The organism is Escherichia sp. S10b, assembly GCF_028421345.1.
Lineage (GTDB): Bacteria > Pseudomonadota > Gammaproteobacteria > Enterobacterales > Enterobacteriaceae > ECMA0423.
The window spans coordinates 1-14,109 of sequence record NZ_JAHZSO010000002.1; the positions used below are offsets into that span (position 1 = coordinate 1).

The following is a 14,109-nucleotide window of genomic DNA, read 5'->3' on the forward strand; positions in this document are numbered from 1 at the left end:
GCATCAGGATCATCAGACGAAATTCCATTACGACCAACACCTGCGGCTTTGCTCTCGTAGTGTGATGCTTTACTTTCGCATTCAACAAACGCTTTTCTGAATAACGCATCAGCTTTAGACAAACGGCGGCGATGGCCTTTCGCGCTATAATGGTCAACTAAAATCGGCTGGCCTAACGGGATCACATCCAACAGGTCATGCGCTCGCTTATGCGCTACCGCACCTTCTTTTCTGGCTTTTTCTGCACGAGCAATATATCGGGCAAGACGCGCGTTCTGGCGTTCCTGATAGGTGTTTACGTAATCATCTCCGCGCTGCTGCTGTTCAAGCCATGCTTTGCGCAGATCTTCTGTTACGTCCACCAGCTCCGCAGGGATACAACCAGTTTGGGCTTCATAAGAGTAACCATCCTCATAGATACGCCCATCGTCTTCAACAAAGAAAAAGGTTTCGTGCTCATCGCTTTTGACCATACGACCATTAACATGGCGTAATAGGTAGCCAGTATCAGTGCTTAACAGGCTGTTAGGGTTGTTGATCCAGTCAGAAATAATTACTTGTTTATTCATCAGATTTCTCCGGTTTAACCAGGGCGGGTATCGCTCGGTTTCGGGTATAACCATAGGAAATTTTTTCCCACCTGTAAAGCACTTTTTATATAAATCTATAATTATATATTTATAGATTTTCGATGTTCCCGATGTCTACACACCATCAAAACAGCTCAAAATGACACTTTTACTCTCTTCGCTTTTTCAAATAGTCGACAACATACGCCCTGGCTTTTGCCAGCTTCCGGCGATACTGTCTGAGGCTAAGAGAAAGGGCGTGGGCTTTATCAATATGCGGTGCATTTATGTCGAGGCCCCGAATCTCCCACGCCCCGTATTCAATTCGGACAACCAGCGCCGCAGTCTCATCAACTACCGTGAGGGCCGTCACCGCTCCCTCTATACTGGTTTCCAGTGAGTCATTTGGTGCGCCGCCCCCTCCGGTAAACTGGCAGCGCGTAACCATCATCATTTCTAACATCGACGCGAAACCGCTACGGGCGTTGCAGCCATTGCGCACCCACAGCGCCCATAGCTCAAACAAGCTATCCAGATCGCGTCTCACTGTTCAGATCTCCCGTATCGTGACGGGATAAAGCGCCTCTACCTGCTTTTTCTTCATGATGTAGACGTCTGTTCGCACACCTTTAGTGTCGACACAATCAATCGTCCCATCGTCATAAAACACCATGAAATCAAGTTTATAAACGACACCACCTGGCAGATGAAAAGGCACCTGCATAAGAAACGTCACAACGCGGCCAGCTTTTCTCAGTAGCTTCAGTTCGCAGTAGTAATCAGCCTCTTTTTTGCTATCAAAAGCGATATCATCGACAACCGTTTTTTTATTGCCGTATTTGCTTTTCCTTGTCGCTGGTTTGCGAAAGCCGGTATATCTCATTTGGTATCCCCTGGTACTTCACCAAGACTAAGATCAAACCCAATTTCGTCTTTAACTGACTGCGGCAACAGCTCCCACGTCTGCGCACACAAAAATTCATCTGTGCCATAACGCTCAACAAAGCGAGCACAATTACTCAGGGGAGGGTGACGAACGGCAATATGCGGAGGCACACGCCCACCACCAGGCACAACACCGCGATGATGTGGTGCGCACAACCCAAAGCTATGGAAGTGGCAATTCTCATCAACGCTGCCGTAATCAGGATCGTGATGTAGCTCCGTCCACAGCTCTGGATTCTCAATTTCACGGCCATCAATAATGCAAGCTATGCAACCCACGTGAGTGAGCACCGCTTGTATATAAAGTTTCTCTTTCTTCGTTGGTGTACGTCCGTTCATCAGCGCCCCTTACCATTGATAAAGAGGTTGAACTCGTTGATTAACTGGACATACATGCTTCTGGCCGCGTAGTTCTTTGCCAGCTCTTTACGGGATGAGATCCCGCAAAACTCACGCAGAATCACAGAGGCCTCAGAACTGTTTGAAACGTTCTTCCCTGTTTTACTGGTCAGAAAGCGCCAGAATTGGGGATTCTGGCAATGCATCGCAGCACCGCGAACATAACTACTCATTGATGGCCCCCGTCATTTCTGGTGCTTTTCACCGTGCGGCTTCTTAAAAACCTGCCATCACGAACAACAGACACTTCTCGTTTACCCAACCTCATTTCACGGCGGTAACATTCAGAAAATGCCTCGTCCGGCATCATATAAATGCGACGCTTCGCCTCCGTATCCAGAAGGGAACGGCTTGGGGTTACATATAAGAACGACTCATCAATAGGGACAAAACCACGAGCAAGAATTGCTGGCAGAATACCAGGAAGAACGCAGAAAACAGCTCCACGATGCAGCAACATCTGGTACTCCATGACCTCCGTAATCCCCGTAACGACTGTTACGGTGTCACGTCTGTTACGGCTGGCAACCAGTCGCTGCACACCTCCAATTTTCTGCTCTACAGATAGACGTTTGCTATCGTTATCAATATGATCGATAACAAATCCTTTAATCGTTTGATCAAGGTAGTGCACCACCTGCGATTGAATCTGGTGATTATCACCAAAGAAGGCCAGAATCATCATTCCTCAAGCCTCCCAAGTGCTGAACGCCGGGCGTTGCTAATCTCCTTATGAATCAGCTCGATATCGCTGGAATCTTTATTCTTAAGCTCCAGCACGGTAATCGCATCACGAACCTCTGAAACGGTTACGTGTGAGTGTTTCCAGCGAGCAATGAATCGCGGACCGCGTAGATTGCAACGCTCCGCAGGCATCCCCAGCTCAGAGAAAACCGCTTTCAGCCTTGATAAGCAGTTAACAGGGAGATTCCCTTTGATCTTGTTCTGCCGAACCGATGTGCCATCGCTACGCTGGCGCTGACGTTCGGCAAAATCTGCCGCCCATTGCTGGACGTTAATCCGGCCTTCCGAATACGCCACCAGCAGCGTCAGGTTATCCGCACGAGGGAATCTCTCGAAGCGATACCAGGCACCAATCAGTGATGACGTAAAGCAAAACTTTCTGGCAACACCAATTTGGCCTCCATTTTCGTCAACCCACTCCTGAAAGGTCATTTAACGAACTCCAGTTAAAACCACGATACGTGGTATTAAAACCACATATCGTGAGTTTTTCAATGGGCGAAACAAAAAATAACCTTCTATTTGTGGTCCACCTCTCGTCTTACCATGTGAAAACCACTAAATGTGGTAATGTATAAATAACCCACCATTCACGATTGATGAGACATGAAAAGCAACGACGAGAACATCAAGAAAGAAATAGGTCTGCGCATTCAGACTCTACGGAAACAATCCGGCATGACTGCCGGAGATCTCCAGCAAGTCACTGGAATAGGCTTAAGCACCTTGCAGAACTATGAGGCCGGATTAAGACAACCATCTATACCTGCCATCAAGAAAATCGCGCACGCCCTGAAAGCATCAGCGCCTTATATCGCGTGCTTAACAGATAACCCGTTCCCACCCCAGAATACTAACGCTCCTGTTATTCCTGGGCTTGTAGCTATAAAAAATGACATAGCATCGCACGCCGGAGAAAAGCCAGTGCTGGCGATAGAACAGGAGATTCTACGAAGCAAGAACATCAACCCATCGTCTCTGTCAGTTCTCCAGAGCAACGATGAGTTAATGTCACCAACAATATCCCCAGGCTCCCAAGTCCTGATTAATACAGACGATACAGAGATTCATGAGGGGATCTATGCCCTTGAAGACAGAAATGGCCTGGTTGTTTTGAGGCACTGTAGAGTCATACCGGGTGACAATGCTGTTATGCTGTCAACCGAAAGGGATGCTGAAATGAACACTAAGCATCTGAATAACGAGGAATTTAAGCGTTATAAAGTTCTTGGCCGCGTAGTTAGTGTTGTCAACTGGTTATGATACACAGCACGGCGAAAGCCGTGCATTTCTACGCTCAAAAAAACCACATTTTGTGGTTTTGACAACATGTAAAAGTATAAAAGAGGCTACGCATGGAATTACATACAGCCAATAAAAACGAAACTCTGATCACTGCTGGAATCGAAATCCAAGCGTTGAACATAGCGATTGAGTGTATGTTATGCCAAATCATTGATAATGAGAAAGATATCGACTGGATAGAATCTATCCTTCATCTGGCATCAGAACAAAAAGTCTGCCTCAAAACGGCCTTACAATACGATGTGCCAGCGGTATCGAAGCTGTGCCAGCCATTGATGGCATATAACAGGGCTATTATTTCTGTATGCCTCATGATTCTTGATGAAACCCCCCCTCTTAGCGACCGCTCAGAAGCTGCTCTAACCCTCTCACGTAAACAGCGACAGCTAGCAAATCAACTGATATCAACGATAGCTGACCTCTGACTGCAAGCGGGCTAACGCCCGCTTATATGATTATAGATTTATATAATTATATAAAACGCTTTTCATCAGCCAAAAAGTTGGTTATGCTTACCTCGTTCTATAAATATAGATTTATAGAATTATATAACCAAACACATGGAGCCTCGACAAATGACTATCTCTGTAGGTATTTTCAACGGAAAAGGCGGCGTAACCAAATCAACAATTGCCCGTGCTTTAGCAGTTGCTTATGCAAAGGCTGGCTGGAATGTATGCCTGATCGATATGGATGTGCTTAACGGAACGGTAACGCGTTGGGTACAACGCAGAATGGCCAACAATATCGAACCAGCAATCGCGGCGCAGCCGTGCGGCACACCATCACAAGTCCAGAAAATCATCGAATCAGAAGTATACGACCTGGTTATCGTCGATGGCGGTGCCTACGCATCTGAATCAGTACCGAAGCTATCTGAATTTCTGGATATGGTTATTTTGCCAACCCGATTCTCTACCGATGACCTGGAAACCACCGTTAACACTGCTCACGGCATCGTTAAAAAGGGTGTACCAATCAAGAAAATTTGCATGGTGTTTTCCGGCGCGGCTGAAAACGAAGCTGACTATATTGAAGCCCAAGAGTACCTGGCTAATACGCCATACTTTGTTGTCGATAAGTACATTCCCCACAAGCCAGCTCTGAGCAAAGCTCAGGATAAGGGCTTAAGCCTCATTGAGTGCTCATACGTTGCGCCACGCAAAAAGGCAGACGACGTTATTCAGGGGATTATCAACCAGCTTGAGGCTCTGACTACTGCCGCATAATATATAATTATAGTTTTATAGATTTATATAAGAGGGGATACACATGGCCGCACCATCAAAACCACCAAAGAAGAACAGCAAAGGCGTACCGCCATCGATCGAACAACCGCAGGTTTTCGACCCGACTGAAACGCCAACCAGAACCAAATCAGGTGGGGCACAAATGGCGTTTAACGTCGACCCTGAATTTAAACGCGAGTACAAAACGTTCGCCAGCTCAATGGATATGTCATTGAAAGAAGTGCTGACAAAGTCTTTTGAGTTACTCAAGGCTCAATACAACCAGAAGTAAGAGAAGGTGACGGCCTCCAGCGCCAACTGTTGGCCGTCGCGACACAACAAGGGGAATTTGTTATGTCCGAGCAACAATATACACGGTTACTGAAAACTCGTCTAACCGACCTCAAACGGCTGCAAGCTGGCTGCTTATTTGCCCTGCTATCCACCAGGCCAGAATGGGTACGTGAAGCAGTTCTGAAAGGCTTAATGCGCTCCAGCGTTTAAATTCAGCCATAAAAAAAGGCCCCCGAAGGGGCCTAATCGCTACTTGCTGCTAATGTTTATCGTCACATTCAGAGCGTTATCAGTAATCTTCCAACCCTCCCCATGTGGCGTAAACAAAGCCCCAGTAACAACGATAAAAATACACATACAGTATTTTTTCATTGTATGGCCCTTACAGGCCGTTTCACGGCATCCCCACCGACGAAAACAACGCGAGAGCAAGCACGGCTGCTTGTGCTTGCATGTACGGCAACGGAGAATCCTCCCCTAAAGTCGGTGCCCGGGTGCGAATCGGCGGGAAGGTCCACAGGTATTTTACGATTATTTTAAGATTAGTAATAGGAAAGAAATTAAACGAAAAAACTCGTTTATTTTCACAAAATCAGTAACCTACCCACAATCTGTGAGTTTGCAGGCACAACAAGAACCACAATTTTTTGAAGCATAATAGTGGACTATTATTACCTTTTGGGTAAAATTAACTTGCTGCTTGTGCTTGCGTGGTTGTTTATACAACAACGTAATGCTGAAAGGACCGCGAATCCGATCAGCACGAAAGAACCGTCCTCAATAGGGCGGTTTTTTTGTTTCTGCCTACCAATAAACCCACGCTATGTGGTTGTCTCTGTTAAAATCCCGCCGTATTGACATGAATGCGCCATTGGTGGACACTTTCCGAGCCGTAGCAAAATCTACGGTCGGGATTGGAACCCCGTGGACACAATGGCGCATACCGCGTTAGCGGTTTTTTTATGCGTAAAGCACTGCTACACCCAAATTATGGTGGGGCGTGCGGGGGAGTCGTAAGACTCGCCGGTTCGTCATTGTGTCCGGTAGTTCCAACCCTGCACGTCTCACCACCCAATGATTGGAACCTGACGGTGGTGAGTATCCTTAACCTTTAAGGGAATCATCACAATGACAAACCTACCCCATGACTATTACGTCAACCTCGTAAAGATCCTTCTCAAGAAAGCCTCATACGCCGATAAATTCCGCCTGGCTGAAATCATCGAGCGCGAAGCTATGCGCATCGCCAGCAACGATAACGCTGTTTCTGACGCAAAAATCTCCCTCGTAACCAAAGTAGTTATGGGAGGTGCAAAATGAAAACGCTTCCGACCGTTAACACCCTACAGCCTATCCTGCATAACCAGATCCCCGTTATCACTAGTGAACTTCTGGCGCAGTTATACGGAACAAAAATCAAAAACATTTCTGATAACTTTCTGAACAACACGACGCGATTCGTAGCCGGAAAGCATTACTTTAAAATTGAAAAAAACGAATTACGCGAGTTCAAGAACAGACCCGAAACAATCGGGTTAGTTGGTAAAAATGCCCGCTCCCTAATTCTCTGGACCGAACGCGGGGCTGCACGTCACGCTAAAATGCTCGAAACCGATCAGGCGTGGGATGTATTCGAACGGCTGGAAGACTGCTACTTCAACCAGAACGCGCAAACGGCCGCGACCGTAACCGTCTCGCCAAACAATGCTCGTGAGGTTGTCGATACGCTCAACGCCAAACCGATGTTTTACATTAAGGTGTGCAATAACGAGCCACTCACAACCTCAGCCGATGTTGCCCAAGCATTCAGCACCACAAACAATTCCATCGTTATGGCCATCGATGCGTTACGCATTCCTCGCACAGCTGCGGCGCGTCATTTCTTTAAAGAGCAACGACCGTTGGAAGGAAGCGACCGCGAAATAACAATCTATCGCATGACAAAAGACGGATTTACCTTGCTCATGGAGAGTATCGACGGTCCAGGCGTGAAAGATATCAAGCTGGCCTACATTGAAGCCTTTAACGCTATCAGCAGCGTGTTAAAAACACAGTACGAGCGTGATCTGGCTAAACGACTGTACCAGGAAAAAACGATTATCCGCGCGGCAACAGAGCATAATCGGCTATTAACGGAACCGAACTACAGGAAGGAACTAATAAAGGAGTTTGACAAGGCAACAGGGAAAACCAAAGCGGCGCTAAATCTGCCAGCAATGACTCAGGAAAATGTGATATCAGCCTTACTTCTTGATCTGCTCAGAAACGCCAGAGCACTTATCAGCTTTGACGAAAATCTGAACCCTCAGCTCAAACTACTACCACCGACAGGCAAAGTAGTCGACCAAGCTGATCACAACAGCATACTCAGCGTACTGGATGCAAACCTGCCAGCCAGGACACTACAGGAACTGATAAAAATATCTGCGGATAAACTGGCCGCAGGTGCAAAACCATAAAACAAAGCGCCCGATTTGGGCGCTTCTTCAATTCTTAATATTTCGGTGTAATCAGTAGCGATACATGCCCTGATTTGTCACGAGAAACGTAATACTCGCCTCTCTTAGTCTTGAACTCAGCTTTCTGCATATCAGATTTAACAATCTGCTCTAACTGCGCAATCACGGTGTCTCTTTCACTTGACGCATCCAAGACTTCAACTGCTACGGCCATAGAAAGCAAGGAATCAGAGTTAGGCTTGGATACTCGCCATAATAACTCAGAAATCTTTCCATCCTTATCAACTCTAGCCCGACCGTTAACAGATGAGTTGATGGCAAATTCAACGGTATTGTTACCTTGTTTAACAGACTTAATTCTTATAGTGGAGGTGGCTTTTCCTGATGTAGCGATGCCTTCAAGGTCATCATTATATAACTGCTTAAACTTATCTACGGTCACACCATCAAAAGCAGCTCCGGTGGTAGCCGTAGTGCTGGAGTCTTCTGGGATCAAGGTCACAGCCGCAAGAGTATTAACAACTACAAAAGTAGCAATCCCGAGAAAGCCACTCACTAAAACAGCTTTGAACCTACTACCAGAAGACGAGGCACATTGTTTCCGATATGCGCCACGAACTACGAAGAAACACAAAATCAGGCTAATAATAAACGCCACCAGCATCCCCATAGAAATCTCCTTTTAGATATAAGGGTAAAGCAATATCGTATTAGATCTTCCTTTAGACACAACCCCCCCTCCCCCCATACAGGGTGCCCTTTACCGGAGTTCCGGCCCCTTCTCAAAAGCATCAAAAAAAGCTCGAGATCGAGTACCGGAACTCATGCCACCAGATAGCTCCACATCGTTTCCAATGCTTCGCCGCCGTGTGCGCCCTGTGGCCCACAATCATGCCATTGGTCGTCTGATATACCTTCTTCTGCTCATAGAGCACAGGCGAGTTGTCGCACTCCTGCCTTTCTCAGACTCGACTTAGTTTAGATCGCTGTTCCTGGCTTGCGTCAGCACACTTTCCCCTTGTACGCATACCCGCGCGCCACTTCGCCCAAAAACACCGAACCCAACGAAGTGGCAAAGACAACGACGCGAGCGTGAGTCTGAAATGGGCACCAGTAAAAAAGGGGTTGCAGGCGCAAAAAGATTTGATTATCTTTAGACGCAAGAAAGCCGCCCCAATCAAGAGGTGTCTTTTTAAATCCAGCCTACCAAGCAAGATTTAAATTTCAGACTGAAAACCGCCCGGCAAGGCGGTTTTTGTCTTTCTGGCGCTTACATTACACCACCATAAAACGATCCGTAAAGGATCATTTGATCCCTTGTTCCAATTATGACGACACTTTAACCTTTTCCCATACAAGGGTTTGCAGCCTTAACAGAATCGCATCTTTATCAAGGTGTGAAAGATCCTTAACCATATCGTCAAACGACAGAACGCGAATGGCCATCTCCATGACACTCGGCGGCCCCCCCTTCTCATATCGCTTATATGTAGCCAACGATATCCCAAACTCTTCGGCGGCTCGCTCCTGCGTCCAGTTCATCCCACGACGCCATAATTTCAATTCGTAACCCGTCATTACATCCTCTACCTTTCCCTAGATATTCAATAAATTAGACATAGCCACTCACGACAAAATAAGATGTATTAACAATCCAATCTTTAGGCTTTAGGTAAAAAATGAGTTCATCTGCTTTTGTCACCGTGGTCACTGGTGTAAGTGTTTTTGTTCTAGGCCAACTCATCGTCAAAGGAGCTATTGAGCCTTACATTTCATTCAGGGAACAACTAGGGAAAATATCCAATCTGTTATTGTGTAACCAAGCAAAAATAGTGAATCCTGGCTCGAACTTAAAGCCAGAAATCATTCATGATCTAAAAGATTCCGCAGCACAGTTAATGGCGAAATATTCCACTTTACCTTTCTATATCAAAAAGTTACATATCGGCTTTCGTCTTGTTCCATCAGCCACCGAGATTCTTGGTGCAGCTCAAAATTTGAACTATATAGCATCAATACATGAAGGTAAGACTGGGGAAAATCCATCTAAGCATCTCGAAGAGATTGGCCATATGCTCAAAATACCAACTACCTATTCAAGCTAACCCAATGTAAGTTATCGGCTTGCCCCACAATAAGTTATCTATCTTCAAACGCCCCCTATATTAACACTCGCAAAGTGTCAAAATGACACTTTGCGCATTGTGTTTACTTAACGAGGAATAAAAATGGTTTATCGTTCGGCGGTGTAATCGGGGCTGGCTCGCTTTTGCTCATGCGATCAGTGTACCAGGCCAACTCCTTGTCAAAGTAAGCCTGATTAAAATAGGCCATGAATGTGGTTTCAAATCCATAACGACCGCTAATACGCAGCATCTGATTGCCGTTCTCTGTTTCCAGATATACCTGGGCACGTTCCTGATTCTCCTTCAGCCAGGTTAAAGCCTCATCGCACGAGGACAAACGATACTCATCATCGTAGCCGTCATCGATGCGGCTTGAAGAAGAACGGCAAATCACGCCAACAGAACCAGCCAGGATAGTTTGAATTTTAAGGAAAGCGTTTTTGCGGATTTTAATCATGCTCATCGGGTTATCTCCGGTTTAACCAGGGCGGGTATCGCTCGGTTTCGGGTATAACCATAGGAAATTTTTTCCCACCTGTAAAGCACTTTTTATATAAATCTATAATTATATAATTCTATGAGCACAAAAAAGCCCCTTTGCAACAGGGGCTTATCATTCGTTCTGATCAGATGTTAAACGCTATTCGTTTTCCTGTGGGAAGCTCAACATCCAGGCTTAATTTGCCTCCCATAGCTTCAACGTAACGCTTTAATGTCGCCAGCTTTAAATCATTTCCGCGCTGCTCCAGCTTTGTTACTGCTGGCTGGCTTATACCCATCGCCTCAGCAACCTGTTTTTGTGATAACTGGAGTTCTTCACGCATCATCTGCAAGCCGACCTCAAGAATCATCTCATCTGCCATTTCTTTAATTCGCGCCTGGCTTTCAGGTGAACGGCTGGCAATCACCTCATCTAATGTTCTCATTACTTGCTCTCCAGTGTGTTCAGATGTGCTGCAAACTCATCCTCAGCTATACGCACCAGTTTTTCATAAAACCGTTTATCGTTACTTTTGTCTCCTGCACAAAGAACGATGGCCCGGCGAATCGGATCGAACGCATAAAAGGCTCTGATCGGACGGCCAGAAAACTGAACGCGAAGCTCTTTCATATTTTTGTACCGAGAACCTTTTACGGTATCGGCATATGGCCTGGGTAACTCAGGTCCGTAAACCTGTAGCTTTTTCAAATCAGCCAAAACCTTTTCCTGAAGAGCGTCTTCTTGCTCATTTAGCCAGTCGTCAAATCGCTGGCTAAAAAGTACCGTCCACATGCTCAATCCTATAACCTGTAGTTTATATCACTAACTATATAACCTGTGGGTTATAATTTCAAGAAAAACGGGGCTATTTAACATAATGGACGTTATCGGCACCACCGGATCACCGTTCATTGTCGGATCTAAAAAATCCGCTCAAAAGATCATGTTTTCCTGGGCGTTTTCCACCGTTTTTTATGTTGCTTATTTGTTAATGAAATCTCGTTTTCAGTTTCGCCTCATTTTCGACGCGAAAGCCCTATTTTTGTGACTTTACTCCTGGCATATGGACTTCCCAGCGACGAATCCCCATAGCTGCGCAAAAATCAGCCACATAATTCAATCCCGCCCATTCGCGGATACCACCACGGGCTTTTTCAATGAAAACGGCAATCCCTTTTTTATTGAGAGCAAAAAGCCGCCAGCTTTTTGTCACTTCGTCCTGGGTAGCCACAACACAAGTGAAAGCTCCCATGCGATACAGGTCCAAGAACTCTTTGCGTGTTTTGCGTACAAGTTCCATAACAAACCTCATATTTGCATGTTTCAAACATCTGTTTTGTTATCAATGAAGATTAACCCTAACCCAGCGAAGTAACACAGCAGCGCCCAGGCTGCATACGGAATGCTGGATCTGGATGTGGACTCCTTTAACATCTGCCAGTTGCGAACATTGCGACTATCTTTTAAGCCTAGTTTTTTGGCCAACTGCGAGCCACTCATTCCGGTGAGGCCAATGACTGCCCGAACTTCTCCACATGTAGGAGATTCCCATTCATCCGCTTTTTTTAAACAAGCCGGATTCAACATTTTTAAAACAGTATCTTTATCCATAACCATCTCCATTTATTATATCTACGATGGTAGGAAATCTTTTCCTATGTGGCAATAGAAATTTACTACATTGCGTATAAGACAAGTTTTCTATGTCTAATAGGAAATGATGTTTCTTACGTTTTATCGCGTTCTGATGGCTACTGTGTGCGTATTTCTCGACGTTTATTGATAAGGCTCGCCCCTTCCTCCTGCAAAGCCCGGCCGTAGGCCTTATTTCGGCCTTATATAAATTGATTTTGTATAGTTCGAAACGCGCCGTTTCGAAAAGGATGATCAGGCTGCTCCATGCCTCCGGCAAGTGCCGGAGGAGGTATATTTGAGCGTAGCGACTCGAACCGGCGCGAGCTTTAGCTCGCTGCAAGGGCGAACATATTCACAGGCAAAGCCTGCGTAAGTTAAATAAAGAAAGTCTTAATAAAAGAAAGTGATTTTGCATTTATTTGTTTAGTGCATCTATTATAAAAAACCATTTGCATATACATATCAAAACTGTGGATAACTTTATTAGCCGATGCCTGTAAAGGCGATATTTTTGCTGTGTTCCGGTTTAGAGAAAATTAATTTAGATTGTTTTTTGAACAGATATTTTATTGCGACGTAGATAATCCTCCGGTAAAACCGGATTCATCATTCAGGTGGGTTAATGTTGGAGTGATTTCCAGGTCTTTCTTAACCTGTTATAACGCTGCTCAACGAGGGATCGTAAATATGCAAGGTCAGCTCCAGGATACATGCCATCAGCAAATTCCTGGCTAACCTCTCTAGTGATTTGATGACGAAGTTCGGCCTCTCCCTTTTCCCGAACAAGACGCGCAGCTCTCTCCGCTGCTTTCTGTTTTGCCTTTATCTCTCTGGCCGTCTTCCTCTGATGCCATACATTCTCCATCTGCTCCTGAATAACAATACGCTTATAATCAGCCTCCGTTATCGCTTTTTTAAGCCGTTCGCTATTCTTCGCATTGAAGTAATTAAGTTTCTGGCTAACCGCACGTCTCCATGCTTGTTCAGTAATACCAACGGTTTCCAGCAGTTGATCACGAATCTCTATTTTCGCTGGCCAATACTGTTTATTCACCCGATCCCAGCGACGTTCATAATCAATAAAACCTAACGCTTTCAGTTGCGACAACGCCCTTGTACAGCGCGTTATAGACTTGTTCCCAGCTTCGGATACGGTAGACAGGCCGCAAAAATCAGCCAACGCCTCAGCACTGGCCAGAACCCGCTTAGAAATGATGTTTACATGGTGCAAAATCGCAGCGATCACAGCATTAATCGCCCGACGACGATGCTCGTTTATCCGGCGCTTCCGCTCTGACGGTTGATTAACGTAGAACGCAACCTCACACGTAAGATCACGCCCATTAATGCGCTGTAAAGCATCAGATAACACCAGCGGCAGCTTGTGCGTATGGTGCTTTGGAGGCTGGAACTCCGGCGACAAATTACAAACGTAAGCTGAACGTAGAGACGGCATTGGTCTATCCATATGTTCGCTCTTGCGTCCACGGAAAACCAACGTATAATGGGAGTTGTCGAGGCGCCCATGGTTAGTTGTTGGTTTTCCGTGGATGTCGCAAGAAGCCCGCAGATTTATCTGCGGGCTTTTTGTTTCCATATCTGGTCACTTTCCAACCAGACACCCACAATCATAACCACGTTACGTGGTTTTAAGAGAACTCTACCACAACACTTTCGGTCATGCACGAAGTCTCTCACTGATCGAACGATAATCCACCAGTAAAAGGATCTAAATTGGATCTCGTTTTGCGAGCATCATACTACTGGCCTAACTCCAGTCAATGATTCCCAGCCAGAAACCTGCGGTAAACTCATCGTTCAGCAATATGCTGTCCGGCTTCAAAGATAAGGTGACATCATCCCTTAACAGCGCGGCCAGTTCAGTTAAAGGGCTGTTCTGATTTAATGCTGGCCACTCATACC

General features: G+C 45.8%; 21 protein-coding genes and 3 pseudogenes. 9 read left to right on the plus strand and 15 right to left on the minus strand.

The window, feature by feature from the left end; genetic code table 11:
• The 7 genes from FTE26_RS00030 to FTE26_RS00060 form a co-directional block, all read right to left on the minus strand.
• Nucleotides 1-569 (minus strand): DUF3560 domain-containing protein (locus FTE26_RS00030; protein WP_272457331.1); only part of this gene is annotated, 569 nt, incomplete at its 3' end.
• Between the two features lie 169 nt (nucleotides 570-738).
• Nucleotides 739-1,116 (minus strand): hypothetical protein, encoded by a 378-nt coding sequence (locus FTE26_RS00035; protein WP_001250512.1) that lies wholly within the window; start codon nucleotides 1,114-1,116, stop codon nucleotides 739-741.
• 3 nt (nucleotides 1,117-1,119) lie between these two features.
• On the minus strand, nucleotides 1,120-1,452 hold the full coding sequence (locus FTE26_RS00040; protein WP_001270825.1) for a DUF1064 domain-containing protein: 333 nt from the start codon (nucleotides 1,450-1,452) through the stop codon (nucleotides 1,120-1,122).
• Nucleotides 1,449-1,853, minus strand: a complete 405-nt coding sequence (locus FTE26_RS00045; RefSeq protein ID WP_001014473.1) for a Ref family recombination enhancement nuclease — start codon at nucleotides 1,851-1,853, stop codon at nucleotides 1,449-1,451. The genes FTE26_RS00040 and FTE26_RS00045 overlap by 4 nt, the downstream gene beginning before the upstream one ends.
• The gene (locus FTE26_RS00050; protein ID WP_000100624.1) at nucleotides 1,853-2,086 is read right to left on the minus strand and encodes a hypothetical protein; all 234 of its coding nucleotides are present in this window, start codon (nucleotides 2,084-2,086) and stop codon (nucleotides 1,853-1,855) included. The genes FTE26_RS00045 and FTE26_RS00050 overlap by 1 nt, the downstream gene beginning before the upstream one ends.
• Nucleotides 2,083-2,598, minus strand: a complete 516-nt coding sequence (locus FTE26_RS00055) for a hypothetical protein (RefSeq protein WP_001523092.1) — start codon at nucleotides 2,596-2,598, stop codon at nucleotides 2,083-2,085. The genes FTE26_RS00050 and FTE26_RS00055 overlap by 4 nt, the downstream gene beginning before the upstream one ends.
• A complete protein-coding gene (locus tag FTE26_RS00060) occupies nucleotides 2,595-3,089 on the minus strand; it encodes a hypothetical protein (RefSeq protein WP_004105269.1) in 495 nt (164 codons plus the stop codon). Before FTE26_RS00060 ends, FTE26_RS00055 begins: the two co-directional genes overlap by 4 nt.
• Nucleotides 3,090-3,263: 174 nt before the next feature.
• Here FTE26_RS00060 and FTE26_RS00065 point away from each other — a divergent pair, with 174 nt between their 5' ends.
• The 7 genes and pseudogenes from FTE26_RS00065 to FTE26_RS00095 form a co-directional block, all read left to right on the plus strand.
• Nucleotides 3,264-3,920, plus strand: a complete 657-nt coding sequence (locus FTE26_RS00065; protein WP_000839976.1) for an XRE family transcriptional regulator — start codon at nucleotides 3,264-3,266, stop codon at nucleotides 3,918-3,920.
• Nucleotides 3,921-4,012: 92 nt separating this feature from the next.
• A complete protein-coding gene (locus FTE26_RS00070; RefSeq protein ID WP_004105266.1) occupies nucleotides 4,013-4,387 on the plus strand; it encodes a hypothetical protein in 375 nt (124 codons plus the stop codon).
• 150 nt (nucleotides 4,388-4,537) lie between these two features.
• Nucleotides 4,538-5,191: a ParA family protein gene (locus FTE26_RS00075; RefSeq protein ID WP_000156167.1), complete on the plus strand. Its 654-nt coding sequence runs from the start codon at nucleotides 4,538-4,540 to the stop codon at nucleotides 5,189-5,191.
• Between the two features lie 43 nt (nucleotides 5,192-5,234).
• On the plus strand, nucleotides 5,235-5,483 hold the full coding sequence (locus FTE26_RS00080) for a hypothetical protein (protein WP_000730008.1): 249 nt from the start codon (nucleotides 5,235-5,237) through the stop codon (nucleotides 5,481-5,483).
• A 1,130-nt stretch (nucleotides 5,484-6,613) separates the two neighbouring features.
• The gene (locus FTE26_RS00085) at nucleotides 6,614-6,805 is read left to right on the plus strand and encodes a hypothetical protein (protein ID WP_000183351.1); all 192 of its coding nucleotides are present in this window, start codon (nucleotides 6,614-6,616) and stop codon (nucleotides 6,803-6,805) included.
• A pseudogene (locus FTE26_RS00090) lies at nucleotides 6,802-7,149 on the plus strand (ORF6N domain-containing protein); the annotation flags it as partial. The gene FTE26_RS00085 and the pseudogene FTE26_RS00090, both read left to right, overlap by 4 nt.
• A 126-nt stretch (nucleotides 7,150-7,275) precedes the next feature.
• A pseudogene (locus FTE26_RS00095) lies at nucleotides 7,276-7,944 on the plus strand (Rha family transcriptional regulator); the annotation flags it as partial.
• 34 nt (nucleotides 7,945-7,978) lie between these two features.
• On the opposite strand, the gene FTE26_RS00100 reads toward FTE26_RS00095, so the two are convergent.
• On the minus strand, nucleotides 7,979-8,614 hold the full coding sequence (locus FTE26_RS00100) for a hypothetical protein (protein ID WP_032154031.1): 636 nt from the start codon (nucleotides 8,612-8,614) through the stop codon (nucleotides 7,979-7,981).
• 656 nt (nucleotides 8,615-9,270) lie between these two features.
• Nucleotides 9,271-9,522, minus strand: a complete 252-nt coding sequence (locus FTE26_RS00105; RefSeq protein WP_039052397.1) for a helix-turn-helix domain-containing protein — start codon at nucleotides 9,520-9,522, stop codon at nucleotides 9,271-9,273.
• 101 nt (nucleotides 9,523-9,623) lie between these two features.
• On the opposite strand from FTE26_RS00105, the gene FTE26_RS00110 reads away from it, so the two are divergent.
• Entirely contained in the window at nucleotides 9,624-10,049 is a 426-nt protein-coding gene (locus FTE26_RS00110) for a hypothetical protein (protein ID WP_016240784.1), read from the plus strand.
• A 103-nt stretch (nucleotides 10,050-10,152) separates the two neighbouring features.
• Here FTE26_RS00110 and FTE26_RS00115 read toward each other — a convergent pair whose 3' ends face one another.
• The 6 genes from FTE26_RS00115 to repA form a co-directional block, all read right to left on the minus strand.
• Complete coding sequence (locus FTE26_RS00115; RefSeq protein WP_001523084.1) at nucleotides 10,153-10,533, minus strand: hypothetical protein; 381 nt, start codon at nucleotides 10,531-10,533, stop codon at nucleotides 10,153-10,155.
• Nucleotides 10,534-10,696: 163 nt separating this feature from the next.
• A complete protein-coding gene (locus tag FTE26_RS00120) occupies nucleotides 10,697-10,996 on the minus strand; it encodes a helix-turn-helix domain-containing protein (RefSeq protein WP_001259436.1) in 300 nt (99 codons plus the stop codon).
• Nucleotides 10,996-11,343, minus strand: a complete 348-nt coding sequence (locus FTE26_RS00125) for a type II toxin-antitoxin system RelE/ParE family toxin (RefSeq protein ID WP_000269912.1) — start codon at nucleotides 11,341-11,343, stop codon at nucleotides 10,996-10,998. The genes FTE26_RS00120 and FTE26_RS00125 overlap by 1 nt, the downstream gene beginning before the upstream one ends.
• 244 nt (nucleotides 11,344-11,587) lie before the next feature.
• Complete coding sequence (locus tag FTE26_RS00130; protein ID WP_000424604.1) at nucleotides 11,588-11,851, minus strand: hypothetical protein; 264 nt, start codon at nucleotides 11,849-11,851, stop codon at nucleotides 11,588-11,590.
• A 23-nt stretch (nucleotides 11,852-11,874) separates the two neighbouring features.
• On the minus strand, nucleotides 11,875-12,162 hold the full coding sequence (locus FTE26_RS00135; protein ID WP_000356589.1) for a hypothetical protein: 288 nt from the start codon (nucleotides 12,160-12,162) through the stop codon (nucleotides 11,875-11,877).
• Nucleotides 12,163-12,805: 643 nt separating this feature from the next.
• The gene (gene repA / locus FTE26_RS00140) at nucleotides 12,806-13,783 is read right to left on the minus strand and encodes a plasmid replication initiator RepA (RefSeq protein ID WP_001704997.1); all 978 of its coding nucleotides are present in this window, start codon (nucleotides 13,781-13,783) and stop codon (nucleotides 12,806-12,808) included.
• 211 nt (nucleotides 13,784-13,994) lie between these two features.
• On the opposite strand from repA, the pseudogene FTE26_RS00145 reads away from it, so the two are divergent.
• Nucleotides 13,995-14,087: pseudogene (locus FTE26_RS00145) on the plus strand (hypothetical protein); the annotation flags it as partial.
• Nucleotides 14,088-14,109: the final 22 nt, after the last annotated feature.

What these genes read in the sequence shown, in the direction of transcription:
- FTE26_RS00050 (WP_000100624.1), bottom strand. Translation starts at nt 2,086, where the DNA reads ATGAGTAGTTATGTTCGCGGTGCTGCGATGCATTGCCAGAATCCCCAA.
- FTE26_RS00120 (WP_001259436.1), bottom strand. Translation starts at nt 10,996, where the DNA reads ATGAGAACATTAGATGAGGTGATTGCCAGCCGTTCACCTGAAAGCCAG.
- FTE26_RS00085 (WP_000183351.1), top strand. Translation starts at nt 6,614, where the DNA reads ATGACAAACCTACCCCATGACTATTACGTCAACCTCGTAAAGATCCTT.
- FTE26_RS00055 (WP_001523092.1), bottom strand. Translation starts at nt 2,598, where the DNA reads ATGATGATTCTGGCCTTCTTTGGTGATAATCACCAGATTCAATCGCAG.
- FTE26_RS00100 (WP_032154031.1), bottom strand. Translation starts at nt 8,614, where the DNA reads ATGGGGATGCTGGTGGCGTTTATTATTAGCCTGATTTTGTGTTTCTTC.
- FTE26_RS00125 (WP_000269912.1), bottom strand. Translation starts at nt 11,343, where the DNA reads ATGTGGACGGTACTTTTTAGCCAGCGATTTGACGACTGGCTAAATGAG.
- FTE26_RS00075 (WP_000156167.1), top strand. Translation starts at nt 4,538, where the DNA reads ATGACTATCTCTGTAGGTATTTTCAACGGAAAAGGCGGCGTAACCAAA.
- FTE26_RS00060 (WP_004105269.1), bottom strand. Translation starts at nt 3,089, where the DNA reads ATGACCTTTCAGGAGTGGGTTGACGAAAATGGAGGCCAAATTGGTGTT.
- FTE26_RS00040 (WP_001270825.1), bottom strand. Translation starts at nt 1,452, where the DNA reads ATGAGATATACCGGCTTTCGCAAACCAGCGACAAGGAAAAGCAAATAC.
- FTE26_RS00045 (WP_001014473.1), bottom strand. Translation starts at nt 1,853, where the DNA reads ATGAACGGACGTACACCAACGAAGAAAGAGAAACTTTATATACAAGCG.
- FTE26_RS00135 (WP_000356589.1), bottom strand. Translation starts at nt 12,162, where the DNA reads ATGGATAAAGATACTGTTTTAAAAATGTTGAATCCGGCTTGTTTAAAA.
- repA (WP_001704997.1), bottom strand. Translation starts at nt 13,783, where the DNA reads ATGGAAACAAAAAGCCCGCAGATAAATCTGCGGGCTTCTTGCGACATC.
- FTE26_RS00130 (WP_000424604.1), bottom strand. Translation starts at nt 11,851, where the DNA reads ATGGAACTTGTACGCAAAACACGCAAAGAGTTCTTGGACCTGTATCGC.
- FTE26_RS00080 (WP_000730008.1), top strand. Translation starts at nt 5,235, where the DNA reads ATGGCCGCACCATCAAAACCACCAAAGAAGAACAGCAAAGGCGTACCG.
- FTE26_RS00110 (WP_016240784.1), top strand. Translation starts at nt 9,624, where the DNA reads ATGAGTTCATCTGCTTTTGTCACCGTGGTCACTGGTGTAAGTGTTTTT.
- FTE26_RS00105 (WP_039052397.1), bottom strand. Translation starts at nt 9,522, where the DNA reads ATGACGGGTTACGAATTGAAATTATGGCGTCGTGGGATGAACTGGACG.
- FTE26_RS00065 (WP_000839976.1), top strand. Translation starts at nt 3,264, where the DNA reads ATGAAAAGCAACGACGAGAACATCAAGAAAGAAATAGGTCTGCGCATT.
- FTE26_RS00070 (WP_004105266.1), top strand. Translation starts at nt 4,013, where the DNA reads ATGGAATTACATACAGCCAATAAAAACGAAACTCTGATCACTGCTGGA.
- FTE26_RS00115 (WP_001523084.1), bottom strand. Translation starts at nt 10,533, where the DNA reads ATGAGCATGATTAAAATCCGCAAAAACGCTTTCCTTAAAATTCAAACT.